The 20,906-nt window shown below is 58.2% G+C and carries 21 protein-coding genes; 5 read left to right on the forward strand and 16 right to left on the reverse strand.

Translation table 11 applies throughout. From position 1 onward, the window contains the following. Nucleotides 1–19: 19 nt before the first annotated feature. From ABI171_RS19755 to ABI171_RS19780, 6 genes are all read right to left on the reverse strand, one after another. Nucleotides 20–1,312: a M20/M25/M40 family metallo-hydrolase gene (locus ABI171_RS19755; protein ID WP_348094244.1), complete on the reverse strand. Its 1,293-nt coding sequence runs from the start codon at nucleotides 1,310–1,312 to the stop codon at nucleotides 20–22. A gap of 64 nt (nucleotides 1,313–1,376) precedes the next feature. Then, nucleotides 1,377–2,687 carry an MFS transporter gene (locus ABI171_RS19760; RefSeq protein WP_348094245.1) on the reverse strand — a complete coding sequence of 437 codons (1,311 nt, stop codon included), beginning with the start codon at nucleotides 2,685–2,687 and terminating at the stop codon, nucleotides 1,377–1,379. Between the two features lie 151 nt (nucleotides 2,688–2,838). Further along, complete coding sequence (locus ABI171_RS19765; protein ID WP_348094246.1) at nucleotides 2,839–4,059, reverse strand: MFS transporter; 1,221 nt, start codon at nucleotides 4,057–4,059, stop codon at nucleotides 2,839–2,841. Nucleotides 4,060–4,169: 110 nt separating this feature from the next. Further along, nucleotides 4,170–5,780 carry an L-aspartate oxidase gene (gene nadB / locus ABI171_RS19770; protein ID WP_348094247.1) on the reverse strand — a complete coding sequence of 537 codons (1,611 nt, stop codon included), beginning with the start codon at nucleotides 5,778–5,780 and terminating at the stop codon, nucleotides 4,170–4,172. Nucleotides 5,781–5,955: 175 nt separating this feature from the next. After that, nucleotides 5,956–7,167 (reverse strand): formate-dependent phosphoribosylglycinamide formyltransferase, encoded by a 1,212-nt coding sequence (gene purT / locus ABI171_RS19775; protein ID WP_348094248.1) that lies wholly within the window; start codon nucleotides 7,165–7,167, stop codon nucleotides 5,956–5,958. A gap of 252 nt (nucleotides 7,168–7,419) precedes the next feature. Then, nucleotides 7,420–9,108: an MFS transporter gene (locus tag ABI171_RS19780; protein ID WP_348094249.1), complete on the reverse strand. Its 1,689-nt coding sequence runs from the start codon at nucleotides 9,106–9,108 to the stop codon at nucleotides 7,420–7,422. Between the two features lie 573 nt (nucleotides 9,109–9,681). Here ABI171_RS19780 and ABI171_RS19785 point away from each other — a divergent pair. Both ABI171_RS19785 and ABI171_RS19790 read left to right on the forward strand, forming a co-directional pair. After that, complete coding sequence (locus ABI171_RS19785; RefSeq protein WP_348094250.1) at nucleotides 9,682–10,383, forward strand: 4'-phosphopantetheinyl transferase superfamily protein; 702 nt, start codon at nucleotides 9,682–9,684, stop codon at nucleotides 10,381–10,383. A 75-nt stretch (nucleotides 10,384–10,458) separates the two neighbouring features. Continuing rightward, nucleotides 10,459–10,707, forward strand: a complete 249-nt coding sequence (locus tag ABI171_RS19790) for a hypothetical protein (RefSeq protein WP_348094251.1) — start codon at nucleotides 10,459–10,461, stop codon at nucleotides 10,705–10,707. A 100-nt stretch (nucleotides 10,708–10,807) separates the two neighbouring features. On the opposite strand, the gene ABI171_RS19795 is transcribed toward ABI171_RS19790, so the two are convergent. Beyond that, nucleotides 10,808–11,029 (reverse strand): hypothetical protein, encoded by a 222-nt coding sequence (locus ABI171_RS19795; RefSeq protein ID WP_348094252.1) that lies wholly within the window; start codon nucleotides 11,027–11,029, stop codon nucleotides 10,808–10,810. Nucleotides 11,030–11,320: 291 nt separating this feature from the next. On the opposite strand from ABI171_RS19795, the gene ABI171_RS19800 reads away from it, so the two are divergent. Further along, nucleotides 11,321–11,686 carry a hypothetical protein gene (locus ABI171_RS19800; protein ID WP_348094253.1) on the forward strand — a complete coding sequence of 122 codons (366 nt, stop codon included), beginning with the start codon at nucleotides 11,321–11,323 and terminating at the stop codon, nucleotides 11,684–11,686. A 252-nt stretch (nucleotides 11,687–11,938) separates the two neighbouring features. Beyond that, entirely contained in the window at nucleotides 11,939–12,985 is a 1,047-nt protein-coding gene (locus tag ABI171_RS19805; protein WP_348094254.1) for an oxidoreductase, read from the forward strand. A 626-nt stretch (nucleotides 12,986–13,611) separates the two neighbouring features. Here ABI171_RS19805 and ABI171_RS19810 read toward each other — a convergent pair. Beyond that, entirely contained in the window at nucleotides 13,612–13,770 is a 159-nt protein-coding gene (locus tag ABI171_RS19810; RefSeq protein WP_348094255.1) for a hypothetical protein, read from the reverse strand. An 88-nt stretch (nucleotides 13,771–13,858) separates the two neighbouring features. Beyond that, nucleotides 13,859–14,728, reverse strand: coding sequence for a LysR family transcriptional regulator (locus ABI171_RS19815; RefSeq protein WP_348094256.1), 870 nt, complete (start codon nucleotides 14,726–14,728; stop codon nucleotides 13,859–13,861). A gap of 111 nt (nucleotides 14,729–14,839) precedes the next feature. Between ABI171_RS19815 and ABI171_RS19820 the strand changes: the two genes are divergently transcribed. Further along, nucleotides 14,840–15,280 (forward strand): multidrug/biocide efflux PACE transporter, encoded by a 441-nt coding sequence (locus tag ABI171_RS19820; protein ID WP_348094257.1) that lies wholly within the window; start codon nucleotides 14,840–14,842, stop codon nucleotides 15,278–15,280. A gap of 64 nt (nucleotides 15,281–15,344) precedes the next feature. Here the strand turns inward: ABI171_RS19820 and ABI171_RS19825 are convergent, their stop codons facing one another. The 7 genes from ABI171_RS19825 to ABI171_RS19855 all read right to left on the reverse strand — a co-directional run bounded on the left by ABI171_RS19825 (nucleotide 15,345) and on the right by ABI171_RS19855 (nucleotide 20,723). Next, entirely contained in the window at nucleotides 15,345–15,602 is a 258-nt protein-coding gene (locus ABI171_RS19825) for a DUF1488 family protein (RefSeq protein ID WP_348094258.1), read from the reverse strand. A gap of 378 nt (nucleotides 15,603–15,980) precedes the next feature. After that, nucleotides 15,981–17,036 carry an adenosine deaminase gene (locus tag ABI171_RS19830; protein ID WP_348094259.1) on the reverse strand — a complete coding sequence of 352 codons (1,056 nt, stop codon included), beginning with the start codon at nucleotides 17,034–17,036 and terminating at the stop codon, nucleotides 15,981–15,983. 91 nt (nucleotides 17,037–17,127) lie between these two features. Continuing rightward, nucleotides 17,128–17,856, reverse strand: a complete 729-nt coding sequence (locus ABI171_RS19835) for an amino acid ABC transporter ATP-binding protein (protein WP_348094260.1) — start codon at nucleotides 17,854–17,856, stop codon at nucleotides 17,128–17,130. Continuing rightward, complete coding sequence (locus ABI171_RS19840; protein ID WP_348094261.1) at nucleotides 17,837–18,493, reverse strand: amino acid ABC transporter permease; 657 nt, start codon at nucleotides 18,491–18,493, stop codon at nucleotides 17,837–17,839. The genes ABI171_RS19835 and ABI171_RS19840 overlap by 20 nt, the downstream gene beginning before the upstream one ends. Beyond that, nucleotides 18,490–19,170: an amino acid ABC transporter permease gene (locus ABI171_RS19845; RefSeq protein ID WP_348094262.1), complete on the reverse strand. Its 681-nt coding sequence runs from the start codon at nucleotides 19,168–19,170 to the stop codon at nucleotides 18,490–18,492. Before ABI171_RS19845 ends, ABI171_RS19840 begins: the two co-directional genes overlap by 4 nt. Nucleotides 19,171–19,201: 31 nt before the next feature. Continuing rightward, nucleotides 19,202–19,981 carry a transporter substrate-binding domain-containing protein gene (locus tag ABI171_RS19850; RefSeq protein WP_348094263.1) on the reverse strand — a complete coding sequence of 260 codons (780 nt, stop codon included), beginning with the start codon at nucleotides 19,979–19,981 and terminating at the stop codon, nucleotides 19,202–19,204. A 1-nt stretch (nucleotide 19,982) separates the two neighbouring features. Then, entirely contained in the window at nucleotides 19,983–20,723 is a 741-nt protein-coding gene (locus tag ABI171_RS19855; protein ID WP_348094264.1) for a GntR family transcriptional regulator, read from the reverse strand. Nucleotides 20,724–20,906 lie beyond the last annotated feature (183 nt).

Below are 20,906 nucleotides of genomic sequence, written 5' to 3' on the forward strand. Positions count from 1 at the left end.
CCGGCTGGTAACGGCTGATTTACTGCACTTTACCCAGGGCAAAATCCATAATCAGCCGCGTCGATAAATACAGGCGCGGAACAATGGTGTTCAACAAGACATACTCGGCGTCGTTCGAGTGTGCGCCATAGCCGGTCAACCCCATTCCTTCGATGACTGCGGCTTTCGATTTCAAGGCAGCAAACGCCGCATCGGTGCCGCCGCCGCTGGCGACGTCAACCACCTTCATCGGCAGGTCGAGTTCCTGGTATATTTTCTGGCCGTAAGCCGATACTGTGCGCGAGACGGCGTTGGTTTCCAGCGGCGGCCGCCGCATTTCAAATTTCAGCTGGACCTTGGCGTCCGGGATCAACTGCTTCTTGATGCCTTCCTGCAGCTGGGTTTGCAACTGCTCGAAGTCGCTCATTTTCAAGGCGCGGGCATCGGCCTGGGCACTGGCGTTGGCAGGGATGACGTTACGATTGGTGCCGGCTTGGGCGACGGTCCAGTTCAGCTTCAAGCCGCGCTCGGGTTGCGATAGGTTATTCAGCTGTAACAACTGGTGCGACAATTCATAGAGCGCATTGATGCCTCTTTCCGGCGCGGCTCCGGCATGCGAAGATTTTCCCTGCACCGTCAGATAGGCGGCGGCGATACCACTGGTCGCCAGGCGCAGCTGGCCTTGCGGGCCGCCGCCTTCATAGGAAAACACCGCATCCTGTTCGGCGCCGAATTTGGTATGCAGGCTGCGGCCGCCAGGCGAGCTGATTTCTTCGTCGCCATTGATCTGCACCGTCAGAGTGTCGTAATCCTTGAAACCGATTTTTTGCAAGATGGCGACGGTATGCAAGATGATGGCGATGCCTTGCTTGTCGTCGGCGATGCCAAGACCATAGGCTTTGTCGCCGTCGACCCGGTACTGCTGGTCCTTCAGCATGCCGCGCAGGTACACCGTATCCATGTGCGCGATCAGCATGATCTTGCGTTTACCGGTGCCCTTGAATTCGGCGTGGACGATCTGCCCGATTTTTTCCGGGGTATCGCCCATGCGGTAGATTTCAGGCGCGTCCAGCAATTCCGCCTTGCCGCCCAGTTGCGCCAGGCGGTCGCGAATCAGGGTGGCGATCTTGGCCAGGCCTTCCAGGTCGCCGCTGCCGGACTCGATGTTTACCAGGTCGCGCATGGTGTCCATCATCGCCGGCTTTTCTTTTTGCGCCAGCTCGTAGACCGGTGCCACCGGTGCTGCCAGAGAGAAGCCGGCGCCGGTTGCCAATGCCGAAAAAATCAGCGTCTTAAGCAGTTTTGTTTTGAATGTTTGGCATGTTTGCGTCATGTTTTGTCTCCGTTTTTGATTATGTAATCGATTCAGTTTCAGCCAGATTCTCCGCGTTTCACAACTAAACGTTTTGCAGATTTGCATCGCGTGTTTCACGCATGCAAAGCACCGCGATCAGGCTCAAGCCGGCCGCCACCGAGACATATGCGCCGACATACGCCAGGCCGCCGCGCTCCGCCAGCAACTGCGCGATATAGGGGGCTACCGATGCGCCCAAGATGCCGCCGATGTTATAGGCGACGCCGGCGCCGGTGTAGCGCACGCTGGTCGGAAACAATTCCGGCAGCAGGGCGCCCATGGGAGCAAAGGTGACGCCCATCAGGAACAGGAAGATGATCAGGAACAGCGCAATCCCCGCTGTGCTGCCGCTGCCAAACAGTGGTTGCATGGTGAAGCCCGCAGCGATGGCGGCCAGCGTGCCGACGATCAGCACCGGACGGCGGCCGAAGCGGTCGCTGGCCAATGCCGACAGCGGCGTCGCCAGCGCCATGAACACCACGGCAAGGCAGAGCAGGGCGAGGAATTCCTGGCGCGGAATATGTAAAGTCCCGACGCCGTAGGAAAGCGAAAATACGGTGGCGATATAAAACAAGGTGTAGCAGACAATCATCGCCACCGCGCCCAGCATTACCGGCCGCCAGTGATCCTTGAACAGTGTCACGGCCGGCATCTTGACGCGCTCGCGCTTTTCCAGCGCCGCCGCAAACACCGGCGTTTCTGCAATTTTCAAGCGCACATACAAGCCCAGCACCACCAGCGCGGCGCTGAAGATAAATGGAACACGCCAACCCCAGCTCTTGAACTGCTCATCCGATAGCGTCAAGGCCAGCGTCAGGAACAGGCCGTTCGCCATCAGGAAGCCGACCGATGGGCCGAGTTGCGGAAACATGCCGTAGCGGCCGCGCTTGCCGGCCGGCGCATACTCGGTCGCCAGCAACGCTGCGCCGCCCCATTCGCCGCCCAGTCCGATGCCTTGCGCAAAGCGCAGCACGCACAGCAGCACCGGCGCCAGTGCGCCGATACTGGCGTAGCCCGGCAAAAAGCCGATCAGCATGGTGGAGATACCCATCACCAGCAGCGAAATCACCAGCGTCGATTTACGTCCGACGCGATCGCCGAAATGGCCAAACAAAAAAGCGCCGACCGGACGCGCGATAAAGGCGATGCCAAAGGTGACGAAAGCCGACAAGGCTTGCGCGGTAGGAGAATCGTGCGGGAAAAATACCGGACCGATCACCAGTGCGGCGGCGGTCGCGTAGACATAGAAGTCGTAGAACTCAATGGCCGTGCCGATGAAACTGGCAAAGATGACCCGCCTGGCGCTGTTCGCTGCGGGTGCGGCAGATGTGATTTGCTGCGACGCCGTATTCATCGTGTCTCCTTCATCGTTTTTCCTTATTCTTGTCAGGTTTTTGTTATGTGCGTCAAGCCTGTTCACTGGCAAGTGAACAGGCCTTAGCATAGCTGAGATGAGGAGGAAACGACACCGCCAAAATCACTGACGCAGGGATTGTCTATCGGATCTAAGCTGCGGGCGCAGGGAGGCGCTGCAGCACGCGTATCTTGGAGCCGAATATGATCCACGCCTGTACCACGAAGCCCGCAAGTGCTAGCACCAGGCAGGCAGGCTCGCCCCACCGGGCGCCGACCAGGCCGCCCAGCGCGGCGCCAATCGGACGCGCGCCGGTATTGACTGTGAGAAAAATTGCGGAGACCCTTCCCAGCATGGCGCCGGGGGTAACAGTCTGGCGCAGTGTGGTCGAGGTGATCACCCAGATGATCGGACCGACGCCAAACAGAAAGAAGGAGCCCGCCGCCAGGAAGCCGCTCGGAACAGCGAGCGTTGCCACCATGACGAGCGCAGCGAGTACCGAGACCGCCGGCCCCAGTTGGATCGCGCGGCCGAATGGCAGCCACGCCACCACCCGCGGCGCCAGCAGGGCGCCGACCATCATGCCGACGCCATAGGCGCCCAGCGTCATGCCGACCGCGCCGGCGCTCAGCCCTAGTTGACGCACCGCGTAGGGTACATAAGCCGCCTGCAACACGAACCAGGAAATATTCCAGGCGGTTGCGGTCAACAGGATCGGACGCAGCAAATCATCGCGCCAGACCAGGTGTGCGCCATCACGCAGTTCCAGCAGCGGGTGGCGGGGCGCTGCCGGCGTGCGCTGCGGCTCACGCAATTGCAGCAGCAGAACCACTGCGGAGCCGGACAATATGGTTGCCAATACGAAGGCAGCCGGAGCACCGGCCCAGGAGGTTAGTGCGCCACCCAATGCCGGACCGGCGGCAAAGGCGACGCTGCGCGCCAGTTCCAGCCGGCCATTGGCTTTGGCCAGCAAATCGCGCCCTACCAGCGCCGGGACGATCGCTGGTGCGGCGACGCTGAAACCGACGGTGCCGACCGCGCCGATGAAGCCAAACACTGCCAGCAGTTCGATCGATAGCCTGCTCAGGAAAACCGAAGCCAATACGCCCAGCAAGGCAAACATGCGCAACGCCTCGGCTGCCACCATCAGACGCCGGCGAGAGGTGCGGTCGGCCAGCAGGCCGAACGGAATCGAGAGCAGAAGAAAGGGCAGCGACTGGATGGCAGCCAGCATGCCGATCTCGCCGGGCCCGGCGCCCAGCACCAGCACCGCCATGATGGGCGCGGCCGCCAGGCTCAGTTGTTCGGCCGATTGCGCCGCCAGGTTTGACCAGGTTAGCGCAACCAGGGAACGGGGAAGTTTTGAAGTCATGACATTCTTATGGGCAGCATCGGGAACGGAAGTGTAGTGCCGGGTCCGGCCGCTGACACTCCGTTTACTGGCGCGCAATTCGTCTGCGCGCCAGGTCAGGCCAAAGCGGTCTAGCGCCGCTGCGGCGTCAGCACGCTGGGCAGTGCCTTGGCCAGGGTTTCAGGATAATCCTGGCTGTAGTGCAAGCCACGGCTTTCATGGCGCGACAAGGCGCTTTCGACGATCAGCGACGCGACTTGCACCAGGTTGCGCAGTTCCAGCAAATCGCGGCTGATGCGGAAGTGGGCGTAGTACTCGTCGATCTCTTCCTTTAGCAGGCGGATGCGGTGCTGGGCCCGTTCCAGGCGTTTGTTGGTGCGTACGATGCCGACGTAATTCCACATGAAGCGGCGCAGCTCGTCCCAGTTGTGGGAAATCACGACTTCTTCGTCGGCGTCGGTGACGCGGCTTTCATCCCAGGCTGGCAAGGTGATCGCTTTCGGCTTTTCCTGCTGCTCGATGAACTTGGCGGTGGCGCGGCCGATCACCACGCATTCCAGCAGCGAATTGCTGGCCAGGCGGTTGGCGCCGTGCAGGCCGGTGTAGGCGGTTTCGCCGACCGCATACAAGCCGGGCAGGTCGGTGCGGCCATTCAGATCGGTGACGATGCCGCCGCAAGTAAAGTGGACCGCCGGCACCACCGGAATCGCTTGCTTGGTGATATCGATCCCCAGCTCCAGGCAGCGTGCATAGATGGTGGGGAAATGCTCTTTCAGGAATTCCGGCGACTTGTGGGTGATGTCGAGGTCGACGTGATCGAGGCCGCGTTTTTTCATTTCAAAGTCGATCGCCCGTGCCACCACGTCGCGCGGCGCCAGTTCGGCCCGTTCGTCGTGCGCGGGCATGAAGCGCTTGCCGGCGTCGTCGCCTTCGGTATCCGGCAATTTAAGCACGCCGCCTTCGCCGCGTATTGCTTCGGTGATCAGGAAGGACTTGGCGTAAGGGTGGTACAGGCAGGTCGGATGGAATTGGATGAATTCCATGTTGGCGACCCGGCAACCGGCGCGCCAGGCCATGGCGATACCGTCGCCGGTGGCGCTGTCGGGATTGGTGGTGTACAGGTAAACCTTGCCGGCGCCGCCGGTGGCGAGCACCGTATGGCTGGCCGATAGCGTCAGCACCTTGCCGGTCTTGACGTTCTTGGCGTACAGGCCGAGGCAGCGTGGCGCGCTTTTATCGGCTTCGCCGGTGGCCACCTTCTTCGAGGTGATCAGGTCGATCGCGTAGTGATCTTCCAGCAGCGTGATGTTGGGATGCGCGCGCACTTTCTGTTCCAGCGTCACCTGCACCGCATGGCCGGTAGCGTCGGCGGCGTGGATGATGCGGCGCTGGCTGTGGCCACCTTCGCGGGTCAGGTGGAATCCCATTTCAGCGCTGGCGTCGGGCGTAAACGGCACCCCTTGTTCAATCAGCCATTCGATCGCAGCCTTGCCGTTTTCAACGATGAAGCGGGTCGCGCTTTCGTCGCACAGGCCCGCGCCGGCGATCAGCGTGTCGTTGATATGCTGCTCATGGCTGTCGCCGGAATCAAGCACTGCGGCGATGCCGCCCTGAGCCCAGTTGCTGGCGCCGTCCAGCAGCGCGCGTTTGGAGATGACTGCGACCTTGTTGTTTTCAGCAAGATGCAGGGCGACTGACAGGCCGGCTAGACCGCTGCCGATAATGGCGACATCGAATTTCATGGCGAATTGTTGGTTATTGTTTTCATCGGGTATCGCCCCGCGCTGCTGCTTGGGACGATGTCTCTATCTACTATCCTTTGTTGCGGCCGGCGATCCGGCGGTTCTGCTATGCTGCCACCGGGTTGTACGACTGTATGACGTCGTGCGGCAACCCGGCGTGATGCTCAATGCTGCTTTATCCAGCAATCACCGGCTTGACCTTGGCCGCAGCCTGTTTGGCACGGATACGCGCGGTCTCGACGTCGTCGGCTGTCGCCAGCGCCACGCCCATGCGGCGGCGGGCGAAAGATTCCGGTTTGCCGAACAGGCGGATATCCACGCCCGGCACGCGCAGCGCATCAGCCACGCCTTCAAACGCAATCCCCTTGGCGTCATGTTGGCCATAGATGACTGCCGATGCCGCCGGGCTGCGCAGCGCGACGTTGACTGGCAAACCGAGGATGGCTTTGGCGTGCAACTCGAATTCGCTTTGCTGCTGACTGGCCATGGTGACCATGCCGGTGTCATGCGGACGCGGGCTGACTTCCGAGAACCAGACCATCTCGTTCTTGACGAACAGTTCAACCCCGAACAGGCCCAGGCCGCCCAGGTTGTCGGTGACTTTCTTGGCGATATCGCGCGCCTTGCGCAAGGCTTCCGGATGCATCGGGTGCGGCTGCCAGGATTCGACGTAGTCGCCTTGCACCTGGATGTGGCCGATCGGCTCGCAGAAATGGGTGGCGACGCTGCCATCCTGTTGCCGCGCCCTGACCGTCAACAGCGTGATTTCATAATCGAAATCGATAAAGCCTTCAACGATGACGCGGCCGGCATCGACCCGGCCGCCTGCCGCGGCATAGGCCCAGGCGGCTTCCACTTCCTCGGCGCTGTCGATCTTCGACTGGCCTTTGCCGGAAGACGACATCACCGGCTTGATCACGCAAGGAAAACCGATCGCCAAGCAGGCAGTTTTCAATTCGTCCAGGTTGTTGGCGAAGCGGTAAGGCGAGGTCGCCAGCGCCAGCGTTTCACCGGCCAGGCGGCGGATGCCCTCGCGGTTCATGGTCAGCCAGGCGGCGCGGGCAGTAGGAATCACTGTGACTTTACCGGCGGCTTCCAGCGCCACTAGGGTTTCCGTGGCGATGGCTTCGATTTCAGGCACTACCAGGTCCGGCTGCTCCTGCGCAATCAGCGCTTCCAAGGCGGCGCCGTCGGTCATGTTGATGACGTGCGAGCGGTGCGCGACCTGATGGCCCGGCGCATTGGGATAGCGGTCGACGGCGATGACTTCGACGCCCAGGCGTTGCAGCGAAATGATGACTTCCTTGCCGAGCTCGCCGGAGCCCAGCAGCATGACCTTGGTGGCGGAAGGGGAAAGCGGCGTACCTAATCTGGTTGGTGTCTTCATATTGGAAAGTTGCGGCGCCGCGGGAAGCAGCGCAATAGTCATTGATGAGTGAGATGGATGGTGGCGGCGACGATACGTAATGAGGCAGGTTTCTTGTTTAAATCATGCTTATTCGTTACTTAACGGTTGCCAACGCCCGACGATACCAAATATCGGGCCGCATTGACAGTTGGCAAAATGAAAAAGCCGCCAGAATCATCTGGCGGCTTTTTTACGCTGCTCAGGCATAGCCGTAAGGATATGCCATATTTTTCAAGAGCGCTCGGTCTGGTAGATATCGTTGTCCTTGGTTTCCTTGACAAACAACATGCCGATGACGAAAGTGGCGGCGGCAATCACGATCGGGTACCACAGGCCGTAGTAGATATCGCCCTTGAAGGCGACCAGCGCAAAGGCTGTGGTTGGCAGCAAGCCGCCGAACCAGCCGTTACCGATGTGATAAGGCATGGACATCGAGGTATAGCGGATGCGGGTAGGGAACATTTCAACCAGCATTGCTGCAATCGGGCCGTAGACCATAGTCACGTAGAGCACCAGGATAAACAGCAGCAGCAACACCATGGGCTTGTTCATCTGATCCGGATCAGCCTTGCTTGGGTAACCCGCACCCTTGATGTCGCCGGCCAGTTCTGCCGAGAAGGCTTTGTCCTTGGCGGCAGCGTCTTCCTTGGACAAGCCGTTGGCATCATACGAGGTCAGGATTTTTTCACCAATCTTGATGGTGGCGACCGAGCCAGGTGCGCCTGCAACGTTCTCATAGTTGACCGAGGCCGCCGACAGCTTGGCTTTGGCGATATCGCAAGAGGATGTGAATTTCTTGGTGCCGGTCGGATTGAACTGGAACTGGCAGGCGGCTGGGTCGGCGGTGACGATCACCGGCGCATTTTTTAACGCCGCTTCCAGAGCCGGATTGGCGTAATGGGTCAGGCCGGAAAAAATCGGGAAGTAGGTCAGTGCAGCAATCAGGCAGCCCACCATGATGATCGGCTTGCGGCCGATTCTGTCGGACAAGGAGCCGAAAATCACGAAGAACGGCGTACCCAGCAACAACGCGAGCGCAATCAGTATGTTTGCGGTCGACATGTCGACCTTGAGCGATTGCGTCAGGAAGAACAGCGCGTAGAACTGCCCTGTGTACCAGACCACAGCCTGGCCGGCGGTCAGGCCGATCAATGCAAGAATCACGATTTTCAGGTTTTTCCACTGGCCGAATGCTTCAGTCAGCGGTGCTTTGGAAGTCTTGCCTTCCGCCTTCATCTTGGCGAAAGCCGGCGATTCATTCATCGACAGGCGAATCCAGACCGACACCGCCAGCAGGACCACGGAAAGCAGGAAAGGAATGCGCCAGCCCCATGTCGAGAAAGCTTCTTCGCCGACCGCGCTGCGCACGCCCAGGATCACCAGCAGCGACAGGAACAGGCCCAGTGTCGCCGTTGTTTGGATCCACGATGTGAACGCGCCGCGTTTGTCGTCAGGTGCATGCTCTGCGACATAGGTCGCGGCGCCGCCGTATTCACCGCCCAACGCCAGGCCTTGCAGGATGCGCAGAGTAATCAGGATGACAGGGGCGGCAATCCCGATAGTTGCGTAGTTAGGCAAGATACCGACGATGAAGGTCGACGCCCCCATAATCAGGATCGTCACCAGGAAGGTGAATTTACGGCCGATCATGTCCCCCAGGCGTCCAAATACCAGCGCGCCGAAAGGGCGCACGATGAAGCCTGCGGCAAATGCCAGCAGTGCAAAAATGAAGCCGGTGTTGGGATCTGTGCCGGAGAAGAACTGCTTGGCGATGATTGCCGCAAGTGAACCGTACAGATAGAAGTCGTACCATTCGAAAACAGTACCTAGAGACGAGGCAAAAATGACTTTGCGCTCTTCTGCGGTAATGCTGCGATTGGCAGGTTTAACCCCGCCTGCGGCAGGTTGTAGTGTGGCCATGCTGGTCTCCTGGTTTATTTATTTATATTTGGTACAGCTAATTCGGAGTGTGCAGCCTGAACCTTACGCGGGACTTGCTTGAAACTTACAGAAACTTACACAGGGGGAAATGTCGAAAAATTATAAGTTGCCTCCTGTCAACTTTGACAGCTGTGCCGATTTCCCCGGAGCGTTACAATAACTCCGTCTTCTACACTCTCCCCGAGTTTGGATTCGGCCCGTGACCGCAAGGTATCGCGGGCTTTTTTTTGGGCGCTGCAGGTGGACGGAAAATGTTAACGGTCATGTGGCCGTCATGCCGCTGTCATGTTGGGTGAGTAAAATGCATGTTGTTGACTTAGTGCTCACTCATAAAGTTGAATCCGGTTGGATAAGTGCTTTTCGAAGAGTGTCTTGCATATCGACAGGTTGGCCGGTAGCCTCGATCACCGGCACCAGATATGTCTTTGCCAAATGAACCCGCTGCCGCAAGGTGTGCGGGTTTTTGCGTTTCAGAGGACAAGCCTGCGAACGCTATAATGAAAAGCCGTCATCCCGACGGCAATACCGCTTTTGACCATTCCCGATAAAAACATGCCATTTGCTGCAAATGTTGTAATCGAGGCAATTTTGCCGCCGTTGCCTGATTCCCTCAGTCATGCCGGCATGCGCTATGCCGTCGATGCCGGTCAGCTGGCGCAGTTGAAAGCCGGCGGGATTATTCTGCCGGACTCCCTGGCGAATGCAGTGTTGAAACGCCAGGTGGAATTCGCCGCAGGCCGCTTTTGCGCACGGCAGGCACTGCAAAAACTGGGTTATGGCGGCGTGGCCACGCTGCCGGTCGGCCAGCATCGCGCACCGGTCTGGCCGGACGGATATCTAGGCTCGATCAGCCACGGCGATGGCCAGGCGATGGCCGTCGCGGCCCGCAACCAGGAATGGCGCGCGCTGGGCATCGATATCGAAACCCTGCTCAGCAATGAGGCGGCGCAACCGCTGGTTGAACACTTGATGACGGCGGCCGAGCTGGCCATCGGGGTCGCTGCCGGTATCACGCTGGAACGCTGGCTGAGCCTGGTTTTCTCGGCCAAGGAAAGCCTGTTCAAGGCGCTGTATCCGTTTGTCGGCCGTTATTTCGATTTTCTGGATGCCGAGGTATGCGAGTTGGACGAACCACAAGCCGGCCTCATGCTGCGATTGGTCTCCACCTTGTCGTCGCAATGTGTCAAAGGCAGCGAATACTGCATCCGCTATTGTTATTCAACGAACAATGTCGCCACGCTTTGTCTATTTTGACTGCCTGATTGATAGATGCGAGCGACTGGATATTTGCGGCGCGGCATCTATACTAAAAATCTTCTGGAGGTTTTTATGAAGGCTGCGAAGATCATCGAGATGTGGGGTAGGGCGAGTCGCCAGGTGCCGCTCACCAGTGACGACGACCTCGTGCAGATGTTTGCCAACGAGATCGCCAAACTGTCTTACAAGCTCACGGAAGAAGAGCTGTATCGGCTGATCGCGGTCGGTGCGCTGGTCTACCAACGCGGTTTCCGCGAATTCGACGGCAACATCACGGCAGACCTGCTGATCAGGACCCTGCGCGAGGGCGGACGAGCCTGAGACTTGCCATTTACTGCAATTCAATTCTGTTTTATGCGATGGCAAAAAAAGGCCTGCGTCCTCATGGCCGCAGGCGGATATTGCCTTGTAAAAACACGCCTTAAACCCGCAATATTTTCTCGCCAGTCTGTTCGATCACATACTTCCCTTCCGAGTATTCCTTCAGCGCGCGTCCGTCCGCCAGCTGATAGGTCCTGCGCCCTGGCAGGGAGTTGATGGCACCACTTGCGCTCGCTACTTCGATCTCGATTTCATAGCATTCAACGTGAAACGCGTTACCTGATTCCTTGCCTTTGGCGTCGAATTTTTCTATCAAGTCCATAAATGTCTCCTTGTGCTCGAGGTTGGAATGCCTGCAGATTCGTTAGGGAATCAGTTGGGCAGGCTGGCGGTGAACGCGTCATTCCGCCGCCGGCTGCATGGCCAGCATATTCCCTAACGAACCCTGAGGTAACGATACCAGATTTTATTTGGCGGTTGTAGCTAATCCATGGTTATTCCATGGTTATTCCATGGCCCGGGTCGGGGTTTTCAGCCGCGCGCCTTGCCGCTATCCATTGCGGCGCGTACCATGAGGATCGCAGCATGAAAAAATCTTACAGAGGAAGCAGTAATGAACGACGGTTTGACAAAAGATGAATTCGACGCCCTGGGGCAAATCAGCAAGACGCCGCAGCGCGGCCGGGTCAGCGCGTGTATCGCCAGAAATACCAAGCGCTTGACCGGACTCAAATACATCGCATACGAAAAAGACGGCACCCTGGCGTTGACCGAAAAGGGTCAGCAGACCTTGTTCATCAAGAATTGCATCGAAGGCTTGCGCGCCGTGGCCAGCGATTCCGGCAGCAAGCTGGCTGCGGATGTCGCCTTGTTCCTCGGTAAAAAGGGCCATATCAGCGCCAGGCCTGCGGGCGATGGTTTCGATATCACCGACAAAGGTCGTGAATCGCTGGCGGATATTGATTCTTCGGCCGGTTAAGTGGTGATTGCGGGGCTTTTGCCGGCGGATTTCGTATGAAAAATCCGCCGCATAAGTTATGCACGGAGTATCAAGCTTGTGCGTTCAGTGAAAATCCTTGTAAATCAAAGACTTGATTAAAATCCTTGTGAGTTGTCCACAGGACTGTCCACAGTTTCTGTGGGTAACTTTTAGCCGAAGCTTGATAGCGATCGAGTGATCCTGCCTCGGCTGCGCTTTTTTGACCTGACTAAGCCTTCCACCAAGAAAACCATGACCATGTTGAAAATCGGCCTTCTAGGCTACGGCTTTGCCGGCGCTACCTTTCATGCACCGCTGATCGGCCACTCTGGCCGTACCGAAGTCAGTGCGATCGCTAGCAGCCAGGGAGAAATCGTCGCCAAAGCATGGCCGCACGCACGCATCGTCGCCGATCTGGATGCCTTGCTGGCGGATCCGGAGATCGAATGCGTCGTGATTGCGACACCGAACGACACCCATTTCGAATTCGCCCGTCGCACACTGGCGGCCGGCAAACATGTGGTGATCGACAAGCCGGTCACGCTGACTGCGGCGGAGGCTCGCATCCTGGCGCGCCTGGCAGGCGACAGCAAACTGTTGCTGGCGCCGTTCCATAACCGGCGCTGGGACGGCGATTTCCGCACCGTACAGGCGCTGATCGCTAGCGGCCGGCTTGGCCATATAACCCATTTTGAATCCCATTTCGACCGTTTCCGTCCCTTGGTGCGACAGCGCTGGCGCGAGAACGTGCAAAGCGGTGGCGGCTTGCTGTATGACCTTGGCCCGCATTTGATCGACCAGGCGCTGCTGCTGTTTGGCGCGCCGCAAACCGTCAATGCCACCGTCGCCACCTATCGCGACAATGCGCAAGCCGATGATTATGTTCATCTGCAACTGGGATATCCGGACAAGCAGGTGGTATTGCATGCGAGCGCCTTGAGTGCGCTGGAAGCCCCGCGTTTTGTATTGCACGGCCGCCGCGGCAGCTATCTCAAAACCGGTCTGGACAGCCAGGAAGATCAGCTCAAGGCCGGCCTGCGGCCGGGGCAGCCGGGATGGGCCGGCAATCCGCCGGGCCTGATCCGAGAGGTAGAAGGCGATCTCGATCTGCGTGGCGAGTTGGCGACTCTGGATGGCGCTTACGTCGAGTTTTACCGCGCGGTGGCGGCGACGATACAGGAAGGCGCGCCATTCCCAGTTACGCCGGATGCAGCCGTCAGTGTCGCGGAAATTCTGGAACTAGCCCGTCAGAGCGCCGAAGAGGGACGTCGTCTAGCCTATGTGGCAAAGGGATGGTAACGCTATCATCGATGTGAATAACTGTTATGCGTTAAATAAATTGGCGGATGGCGAAATGGCTGTATATAGTTGCACCTGTCTCCTCCAACACCTCCTAAGGTTTGGATTCAAGCCCGCGCCGCAAGGCCTGCGGGCTTTTTTTTGCCTGAGCTGTGGAAGATTGGCAGTATTTTGACCAATTTTCTTGTATTCTTGATAAAGGTCGTGTACTATCTACAAATCGTCTGACGCATTCAGCAGTAAAAAGAAGCGGTACGGACCAATACAAGAGTAGATTCGTTACACGTCGGAGCCACTTTCCAGATAGGACTGGGTTTCGGGAATCTTCTCCTGTATTGAAGAACACAACAACCTGCCTACCTTACGGTCGCAGGTTTTTTTGTGCTTGCGACTACCGTATTTTTACTATATTGCAGCGCATCATATTTCATCATATAGTGAATTCGTCTCCTCCAACCCTATGGTTTGGATTCAGCCCGCGCCGCAAGGCCTGCGGGCTTTTTTTTGCCTGTCGCAAATGGAGAATGCGCCCCCACACCGTATGGATCATGCGTGCGGCCGTCGTCCGGGCGGCGCTTTGGAACCCTGCGCGAACTACAGATTGGCCAGTCGACCTGGCAGACGCATCACTGATGCGGTTTGGCGGTCCTGCTGCGCTGCAATCTGGCGTTGGAGCGCGCATTGCGGTTGTAGGTCGAGAGGAAACCGCGGCTCTTGAGTTCCTTGCGTAGCAGGAAAGCGGCAAGAAGGGCGGCGAAGGTGGCTGAGGCAAGGATGATTAACATTTTTTGTCTGCTTTCCGAGTGATATGAAAATAGAGCAAAATTCGCGCCAGATAGATATTTTTTGGGCGCCGGTCAACCAGGCGGTGTTTTATCGCACCATCAGCGTGTCCAGCAGCCAGCTGCCGGCCGGCCCGAGCCCGCGATGGCGCGACCAGACTGCATCCACCTGGATGCTTTTCGGCCAGCCGCGCACCTGTAGCTCCAACAGGCTGTTGGCGGCGAAACGCTTCGCCAGCCAGTAAGGAAGTTCGGCCCAGCCGAAGCCCAGTTCCGTCATTTCCAGCAGCAGCAGGTAGCTGGAGGCCGTCCAGCACTTGCCGCGGCGGCGTTGTATGGCCTGCGCGCCATCGTCGCCGTAGGTACTCAGGCGCAATTCACGGGCGGCATGCAGCATTTCGGTAGTGATGTGGCGGGCCTTTGCCAACGGATGCTGCTTGCCGACATACAGTCCGATGGCAGAGCGGTCGGGCACCGATTCGAAGCCGATATCCGGCGGGTAATCGGGCTGCGCCGCCACCAGCCCGAGATTGGCGCGGCCTTCCTGCACCAGCGACACCACGTCGTTGCGCTCCGCAATCATGCATTCCAGTTCCAGCTCGGGATAGCGCTGTTCGAAACTGGTGAGTATTTCTTCAAAACGGTCCGACTGATAGGTGTCGGACAGCACCAGGGTCAGTTGCGGCTCCAAGCCATCCGCCAGCCGGTGGGCAGAGCGTTCGAGCCGGTCGCTGGCCTCGATCACCTGTTGAGCGTGCACCAGCATTGCCCGCCCTTGTTCGGTCAGGGTCGGCCGGCGGGTGCTGCGGTCGAACAACATCAGGCCGAGGTCGATTTCCAGGTTGGCGATGGCCTCGCTGACGCTGGATTGCTGCTTGCCAAGCTTGCGCGCAGCCGCGGAAAACGAGCCCAGCGTAGCGGCTTCGACGAACATGAACAGGGTTTCAAGTGAATGGCGCATAGCGCAGGAACTCCGTTTAATGTATCGGTTTATCCGATGATAACTAGTTTTATAGTATCAGTTTAATCGAAGAAAATAGCACCATCAGATTTTTGAAGCAACGGAGGCACTATGAATACCAATAAAACCTGGGGTGAGCGGATTACGCATGCATTGATTTTCGAAGCGCTGGCAGTGGCGCTGACTGCGCCGGTATTATCGTGGGTCATGAATATGCCGATGGCGCACGCGGGTGCGCTGACGCTGATGATTTCGCTGGTGGCGATGACCTGGAACATGATTTTCAACGCTTTGTTCGATCGCCTTGAACGGCATTGGCGCCTAGTCCGGACCATGGCGGTGCGGGCGGTGCACGCCATCGCATTTGAAGCCGGACTGGTGGCGATCGTGGTGCCGCTGGTGGCATGGTGGCTGGACATGAGTCTGCTCGACGCGCTGATTCTCGACATCGGCTTGCTGATGTTCTTCCTGCCTTACACGTTTCTGTTTAACCTGGGCTACGACAAGCTACGTGACGCATTGCTGAAGCGCCGCGCGACACTCAATGCATAAGCGTTCATCGCAGACATCGATTGCCTGCGATTGTTACGTTCAGTATTCCAGTCCGGCGTTGGGATTATTGGAAGTAGCCGCTACCGATCACCAGCGGCTTGCCCTCGAGGCCGGCGCCGATCAAGCGCCGGGCGACGCCTTCGATTTTGGTCTGGAAGGCCCGATAAGTGTCGAGCAGGTCGAGCTTGGGATCTTTCGAATGCGACAGGTCGGAAAGAGTGGTTGCCGGCACCAAGCATTGATATTGTTTGAATTCGACTGTTACCGAAAACAGGATACCGGCTTTAGTCAGAAGAGGTGCAGCAATTACGTTGTCCATCATGGTCTCCACGATAATACGGTTGCGCAGAGTCAGACGGGATCGATAGGGCAGGCTATCTGGCTGCTCTCCAATCATGTACGTAAACTGTCCCGCTGGCAAGGACATTACAAGAGCAAACTCCGTGCATTGTTATGCGCCCATCGAATATCAGGTATGTGAACACTAAAGCATACAAATTTGGGTCGTATTGTTATAATCACTCCTGTCTCCTCCAACACCTCCTAGGGTTGGATTCAGCCCGCAAGCGTTAACGCCGCGGGCTTTTTTTTGTCCGCTGCAGCTGCATAAAAAACCCGCCGCACCAGTACGGTGAGGCGGGTCGTGACCAATCCGGGTGCGCGCTAATCGCTTAGCGCCGTTCAATATCCGTTCGCAAAATCAATGCGCCATGCAATAGCCGTCAAGTTCGAGCAAGAACTGCTGCTTGGCCGCCGCCGGCAAGAACGTCGCATCAAAGGCATTCCGCGCCAGCATCACCAACTCGGTGCGGCTCAGGCGCAGCGCCGCCGCCACCGCCAGGAAATTGGCATTCATGTAGCCGCCGAAATAAGCCGGGTCATCGGAGTTGACAGTGACCGCCAGACCGGCATGCAACAGGCGCGCCAGGTTATGCTTGCGCATGTCATCCACCACGCACAGCTTGAGATTGGAGAGCGGGCAGACCGTCAACGGAATCCGCAGTTCCGCCAGGCGCTTCATCAGCACCGGATCTTCTTCGCTGCGGACGCCATGATCGATACGCTCGACATGCAGCACATCCAGAGCATCCTTGACGTATTGCGGCGGACCTTCTTCACCGGCGTGGGCTACCAGACGAAAGCCGAGTTCGCGGCAGCGTGCGAACACCCGCGCAAATTTTTCCGGCGGGTTGCCGCGTTCGGCGGAATCGAGACCGATGCCTATCCACAGGTCGCGATATTCTGCGCGAAGCGGCAGTGCGGCTTCCAAGGTGGCGAAGGCGTCCTCTTCCGATAAATGGCGCAGGAAAGACATGATCATGGCGCTGCTGAAACCGTGCTTTTCACGCGCTTCGCGCAAGGCGCGGGCGATGCCGGCAAACACCACATCGATGCCGATGCCGCGTTCGGTATGGGTTTGCGGATCGAAGAAAATTTCAGAGTGACGGACATTGTCGGCGCGCGAGCGGACGATGTAAGCCATCGTCATTTCGTAGAAGTCCTGTTCGGTCTGCAATACCGCAGCGCCGGCGTAATACAGGTCGAGAAACGATTGCAGGTCGGTGAACGCGTAAGCGGCGCGCAATTCCTCCACCGAGGTGTAGGGTAGCGTGACGTTGTTGCGTTGTGCCAGTGAAAACAGGAGTTCAGGTTCCAGCGTGCCTTCGATATGCAGATGCAATTCCGCTTTCGGCAAACCTTCGATGAAGGAAATCATGTCAGCTGCGAGGGGCGGGGTAGTGCTTATTGAATTCATGTGTGCTTCCATTGATAACGGTGCCTAATCCGCAATTTTACAGAATTGTTCAAGCACTCCCTCATTTGACAATTTATTGCATATTTTTTCTCTAGTTTGAAGCACCCAGGAATTGTTGCAGTTCGACCGTTTTCGGATGCGCGAAAATTTCTTCCGGCGGGCCGATTTCGTGGACTTTCCCCTGATGCATGAACACGACCCGGTCGCAGACTTCGCGGGCAAAACGCATTTCATGTGTCACCATCAGCAAGGTCATGCCTTCCTCTGCCAGGCCGCGCACCACGGTCAGCACTTCGTTCACCAGTTCCGGGTCCAGCGCCGAGGTGATCTCGTCGCATAGCAGTGCTTGCGGCTGCATTGTCAACGCCCGGGCGATGGCGACCCGCTGCTGCTGGCCGCCGGAGAGTTGATCCGGATAGGCGTCGAATTTTTCCGCCAGGCCGACCCGCGCCAGGTTGTCCTGCGCCGACTTGCGCGCCGCCGCCTCGGTGGTGCCTTTGACGATCATCGGCGACAACATCACGTTGCGGCCCACAGTCAGATGCGGGAACAGGTTGAACTGCTGGAAGATCATGCCGACCTTGAGGCGCAGCGCACGTAACTCCACCTCGGTCTTGCCCAGATGGGCGCCGGCGACGCTGATATTGCCTTCGTCGATGCTCTCCAGGCCGTTGATACAGCGCAGCAGGGTGCTTTTGCCGGAACCGCTTTTGCCGATGATGGCAATCACTTCGCCGGCTTCCACATCAAGCCGGATACCCTTCAGCACCTGATTGTCGCCGAAGCTTTTCTTTACATTATCAATCGCGATGAGTGCCATTGAGTTTCCTTTCCAGAGACTGACTGAATTTGGACAGCGGCCAGCACAACGCGAAATACATCAGCGCCACCACGGCATACACCGTAAAAGGCTGGAACGTGGCGTTGGTGATCATGGTGCCGGCTTTCGACAGTTCCACGAAGCCGATGATAGAGGTGACGGCGGTGCCCTTGACGATTTGCACGCTGAAGCCGACGGTAGGCGGAATCGCGATGCGCAAGGCTTGCGGCAGGATCACATGGCGCATCTGCTGCAGGTAAGTCATCGCCAGCGATGACGATGCTTCCCATTGGCCGCGCGGAATGGCTTCTACGCAGCCGCGCCAGATTTCCGCCAGGTAGGCGCTGCTCCAGCAGGTGAGCGCCAGGGCGGCAGCCAGCCAGGCCGGAACGTCGAGGCCGAACAGCGCCAGGCCGAAAAACGCCAGGAACAATTGCATCAGCAGCGGCGTGCCCTGGAACAGTTCGATATACATCTTGGTAAGACGCTGCAACCAGATTTTCTTGGAAGTGCGGAGGAACAGGACGATCAATCCCAGCAAGCCGCCCAGCGCAAACGACGCTAGCGACAGCAGCACGGTCCAGCGCAACGCCAGCAGCAGGTTGCGCACGATATCCCACAGCGAGAACGAAATCATGCAACCCCCTTTTTCATCCGTTGCCCGAACAGCCGGTTACCGAGCAGGCGTAGTAACTGCCGCAAGCCGATCGCCAACACCAGATAGATAGCGGTGGACAGCAGATAAGACTCGAACGAACGGAAATTGCGGCCCTGGATGAAGTTGGCCGCGTAAGCGAGTTCTTCCACCGCGATCTGCGAACAGACCGCCGAGCCCAGCATCACGATCACCACCTGGCTCGACAAGGCCGGCCAGATTTTCTGCAAAGCCGGCGGCAAGATCACGTGGCGGAAAATCTGCATCCTTGTCATCGCCAGGCTCAAGCCGGCTTCGATCTGGCCGCGGGCAACCGCAGCGATGCCGGCGCGGATGATTTCGCAGCTGTAGGCACCCAGGTTGATCACCATCGCCAGCAACGCCGCTTCCATCTCGCTGATTTGCAAACCGACCCCGGGCAAGCCGAAGAAGATGAAAAACAGCTGGATCAGGAACGGCGTGTTGCGGATCAGTTCGACATAGGCGCTGATGAAGGGCCGCAACCAGCGCGGTCCCTGTGTCTTGGCCCAGGCTGCGAAGATGCCGACCGCAATGCCTAGCACGCCGCCGATCGCGATCAGTTCGATCGTGACCAGCACACCCTTGACCAGCACTGCGGGATAGTCGAACGCTGCCAGGAAATCAAAGTGGTAGCTCATGTAAAGCCCTATGTCAGCTTATGCCGTCTGTTTACAGATTGGCCGGCAGCGGCAATCCCAGCCACTTGACGCTGATCGCATTCAGTTCGCCGTCCTTCTTGGTTTCAGCCAGGATCGCGTTGACTTTATCCAGCAGCTTCTTCTCGTCCTTGTTGAGGCCGATCGAGCATGGCGAATTCTTGATCAGGAATTTTGTTTCCGGTTTCTTCGGCGGATTCTTGGCGATGATTGCCGCAGCCACGACGTTGCCGGTCGCTACCAGCTGCACCTGACCGGAGAGGAAGGCGCTGATGGTGCCGTTGTTGTCTTCGTAGCGCTTGATGGTGGCGCTGGCTGGGGCGATCTTGCTCAGTTCCAGGTCTTCCACTGCACCGCGGGTCACGCCCACGGTCTTGCCGGCCAGGTCGGCTGCGCTGCTGACCTTCTGGTCGGCGCCGCCGAATACGCCGTTATAGAAAGGTGCGTAGGCTTCGCTGAAATCGATGACTTTTTCACGCTCAGGGTTTTTACCCAGGCTGGAAATGATCAGGTCGACTTTTTTGGTCTGCAGATAGGGCACGCGGTTGGCGCTGGTGACCGGCACCAGTTCGATCTTGACCCCCATTTTCTTGGCGATCAGAGTGGCGACATCGATGTCCAGCCCCTGCGGCTTAAGGTCGCTGGTGACCGAACCGAACGGTGGGAAGTCTTGCGGCACGGCGACCTTGAGTACGCCGCTCTTGACGATCTGGTCTAGCGCATCGGCTCTGGCAGTGCTGCTGAACAGGGCTGTGGCGGCCACCATGGCCAATAGGATCTTGGGAAATTTCATGTTAAAACTCCTTCAGCTGGGGTGATATGAATGGTAATGCGAATGACTGCTTGTCGAAACTGTCGGTCAATGGCGCCAGCGCCTGTTGCAGCGGCGACAGCGGATCGCTGCGCAACGACGCCTCCAGTCCCGCTTCAACATTGCATAAATGGGCGTGCATCAGTTGTTCCGCCTGCGCCAGATCGCCGTTTTCCAGCGCCGCGACGATGCCGACATGCTCGGCGCAAGATTGCTTGGCGTGATGCGAAGATTGGTATTGCATGGCGGTCAGCGTGGTGCGCGTGGTCAGGTCGCGCAGGGTATCCGCCAGCAGAGAATTGCCGAACGATTCGCACAGGCAGACGTGGAAATCGCCGAGCAAAAAGCTGCGGGCGGCGACGTCATCGCCCTCCAGCGCCGCTTGTTCGCGCTCTACATGCAGGCGCAGCGCCTTGATTGCCTCGGCGCTGAGCGGTCGTGCGTGGCGCAGCAGACCCAGTTCAAGCACACGGCGCGCTTCAAAGGCGTCGCGCGCGTCTTCCGGCGTCGGCGCGATAACATACCAGCCGCGACGGGCGCTGACGGTGACGATCCCGCGCGTCACCAGTCGCGTCAGGGCTTCCCGGATCTGGGTGCGGCTGACGCCGAACAATTCCGCCAGCTGCTGTTCGCCCAGACGCGTGCCGGGCGCCAGTTTACGCGCCAGCATCGCTTCGGTAATCCGTTCAGCGATCTGGGTGGACGATTTGGCGGCGGTGGTCATGCTGAGCTCCCAGCAATTCGTGTGCCAGCCAGCTAAACCCAGCTGGTGCACCAAACTGATATACAAGATTGATGTACCAGTTCACCAAATTGGTATGTTGTGCCGATAATTGTCACTAAAAAGGGGAGTGGCTGCGCTTTTTTGGCACGTGAGAGGTGTTGTCGGATACTGATAGAATCGGTG

Origin of the sequence: Collimonas sp. (assembly GCF_039923675.1) — a bacterium.
GTDB lineage: Bacteria > Pseudomonadota > Gammaproteobacteria > Burkholderiales > Burkholderiaceae_D > Collimonas.

What these genes read in the sequence shown, in the direction of transcription:
- ABI171_RS19755 (WP_348094244.1), bottom strand. Translation starts at nt 1,312, where the DNA reads ATGACGCAAACATGCCAAACATTCAAAACAAAACTGCTTAAGACGCTG.
- ABI171_RS19760 (WP_348094245.1), bottom strand. Translation starts at nt 2,687, where the DNA reads ATGAATACGGCGTCGCAGCAAATCACATCTGCCGCACCCGCAGCGAAC.
- ABI171_RS19765 (WP_348094246.1), bottom strand. Translation starts at nt 4,059, where the DNA reads ATGACTTCAAAACTTCCCCGTTCCCTGGTTGCGCTAACCTGGTCAAAC.
- nadB (WP_348094247.1), bottom strand. Translation starts at nt 5,780, where the DNA reads ATGAAATTCGATGTCGCCATTATCGGCAGCGGTCTAGCCGGCCTGTCA.
- purT (WP_348094248.1), bottom strand. Translation starts at nt 7,167, where the DNA reads ATGAAGACACCAACCAGATTAGGTACGCCGCTTTCCCCTTCCGCCACC.
- ABI171_RS19780 (WP_348094249.1), bottom strand. Translation starts at nt 9,108, where the DNA reads ATGGCCACACTACAACCTGCCGCAGGCGGGGTTAAACCTGCCAATCGC.
- ABI171_RS19785 (WP_348094250.1), top strand. Translation starts at nt 9,682, where the DNA reads ATGCCATTTGCTGCAAATGTTGTAATCGAGGCAATTTTGCCGCCGTTG.
- ABI171_RS19790 (WP_348094251.1), top strand. Translation starts at nt 10,459, where the DNA reads ATGAAGGCTGCGAAGATCATCGAGATGTGGGGTAGGGCGAGTCGCCAG.
- ABI171_RS19795 (WP_348094252.1), bottom strand. Translation starts at nt 11,029, where the DNA reads ATGGACTTGATAGAAAAATTCGACGCCAAAGGCAAGGAATCAGGTAAC.
- ABI171_RS19800 (WP_348094253.1), top strand. Translation starts at nt 11,321, where the DNA reads ATGAACGACGGTTTGACAAAAGATGAATTCGACGCCCTGGGGCAAATC.
- ABI171_RS19805 (WP_348094254.1), top strand. Translation starts at nt 11,939, where the DNA reads ATGACCATGTTGAAAATCGGCCTTCTAGGCTACGGCTTTGCCGGCGCT.
- ABI171_RS19810 (WP_348094255.1), bottom strand. Translation starts at nt 13,770, where the DNA reads ATGTTAATCATCCTTGCCTCAGCCACCTTCGCCGCCCTTCTTGCCGCT.
- ABI171_RS19815 (WP_348094256.1), bottom strand. Translation starts at nt 14,728, where the DNA reads ATGCGCCATTCACTTGAAACCCTGTTCATGTTCGTCGAAGCCGCTACG.
- ABI171_RS19820 (WP_348094257.1), top strand. Translation starts at nt 14,840, where the DNA reads ATGAATACCAATAAAACCTGGGGTGAGCGGATTACGCATGCATTGATT.
- ABI171_RS19825 (WP_348094258.1), bottom strand. Translation starts at nt 15,602, where the DNA reads ATGATGGACAACGTAATTGCTGCACCTCTTCTGACTAAAGCCGGTATC.
- ABI171_RS19830 (WP_348094259.1), bottom strand. Translation starts at nt 17,036, where the DNA reads ATGAATTCAATAAGCACTACCCCGCCCCTCGCAGCTGACATGATTTCC.
- ABI171_RS19835 (WP_348094260.1), bottom strand. Translation starts at nt 17,856, where the DNA reads ATGGCACTCATCGCGATTGATAATGTAAAGAAAAGCTTCGGCGACAAT.
- ABI171_RS19840 (WP_348094261.1), bottom strand. Translation starts at nt 18,493, where the DNA reads ATGATTTCGTTCTCGCTGTGGGATATCGTGCGCAACCTGCTGCTGGCG.
- ABI171_RS19845 (WP_348094262.1), bottom strand. Translation starts at nt 19,170, where the DNA reads ATGAGCTACCACTTTGATTTCCTGGCAGCGTTCGACTATCCCGCAGTG.
- ABI171_RS19850 (WP_348094263.1), bottom strand. Translation starts at nt 19,981, where the DNA reads ATGAAATTTCCCAAGATCCTATTGGCCATGGTGGCCGCCACAGCCCTG.
- ABI171_RS19855 (WP_348094264.1), bottom strand. Translation starts at nt 20,723, where the DNA reads ATGACCACCGCCGCCAAATCGTCCACCCAGATCGCTGAACGGATTACC.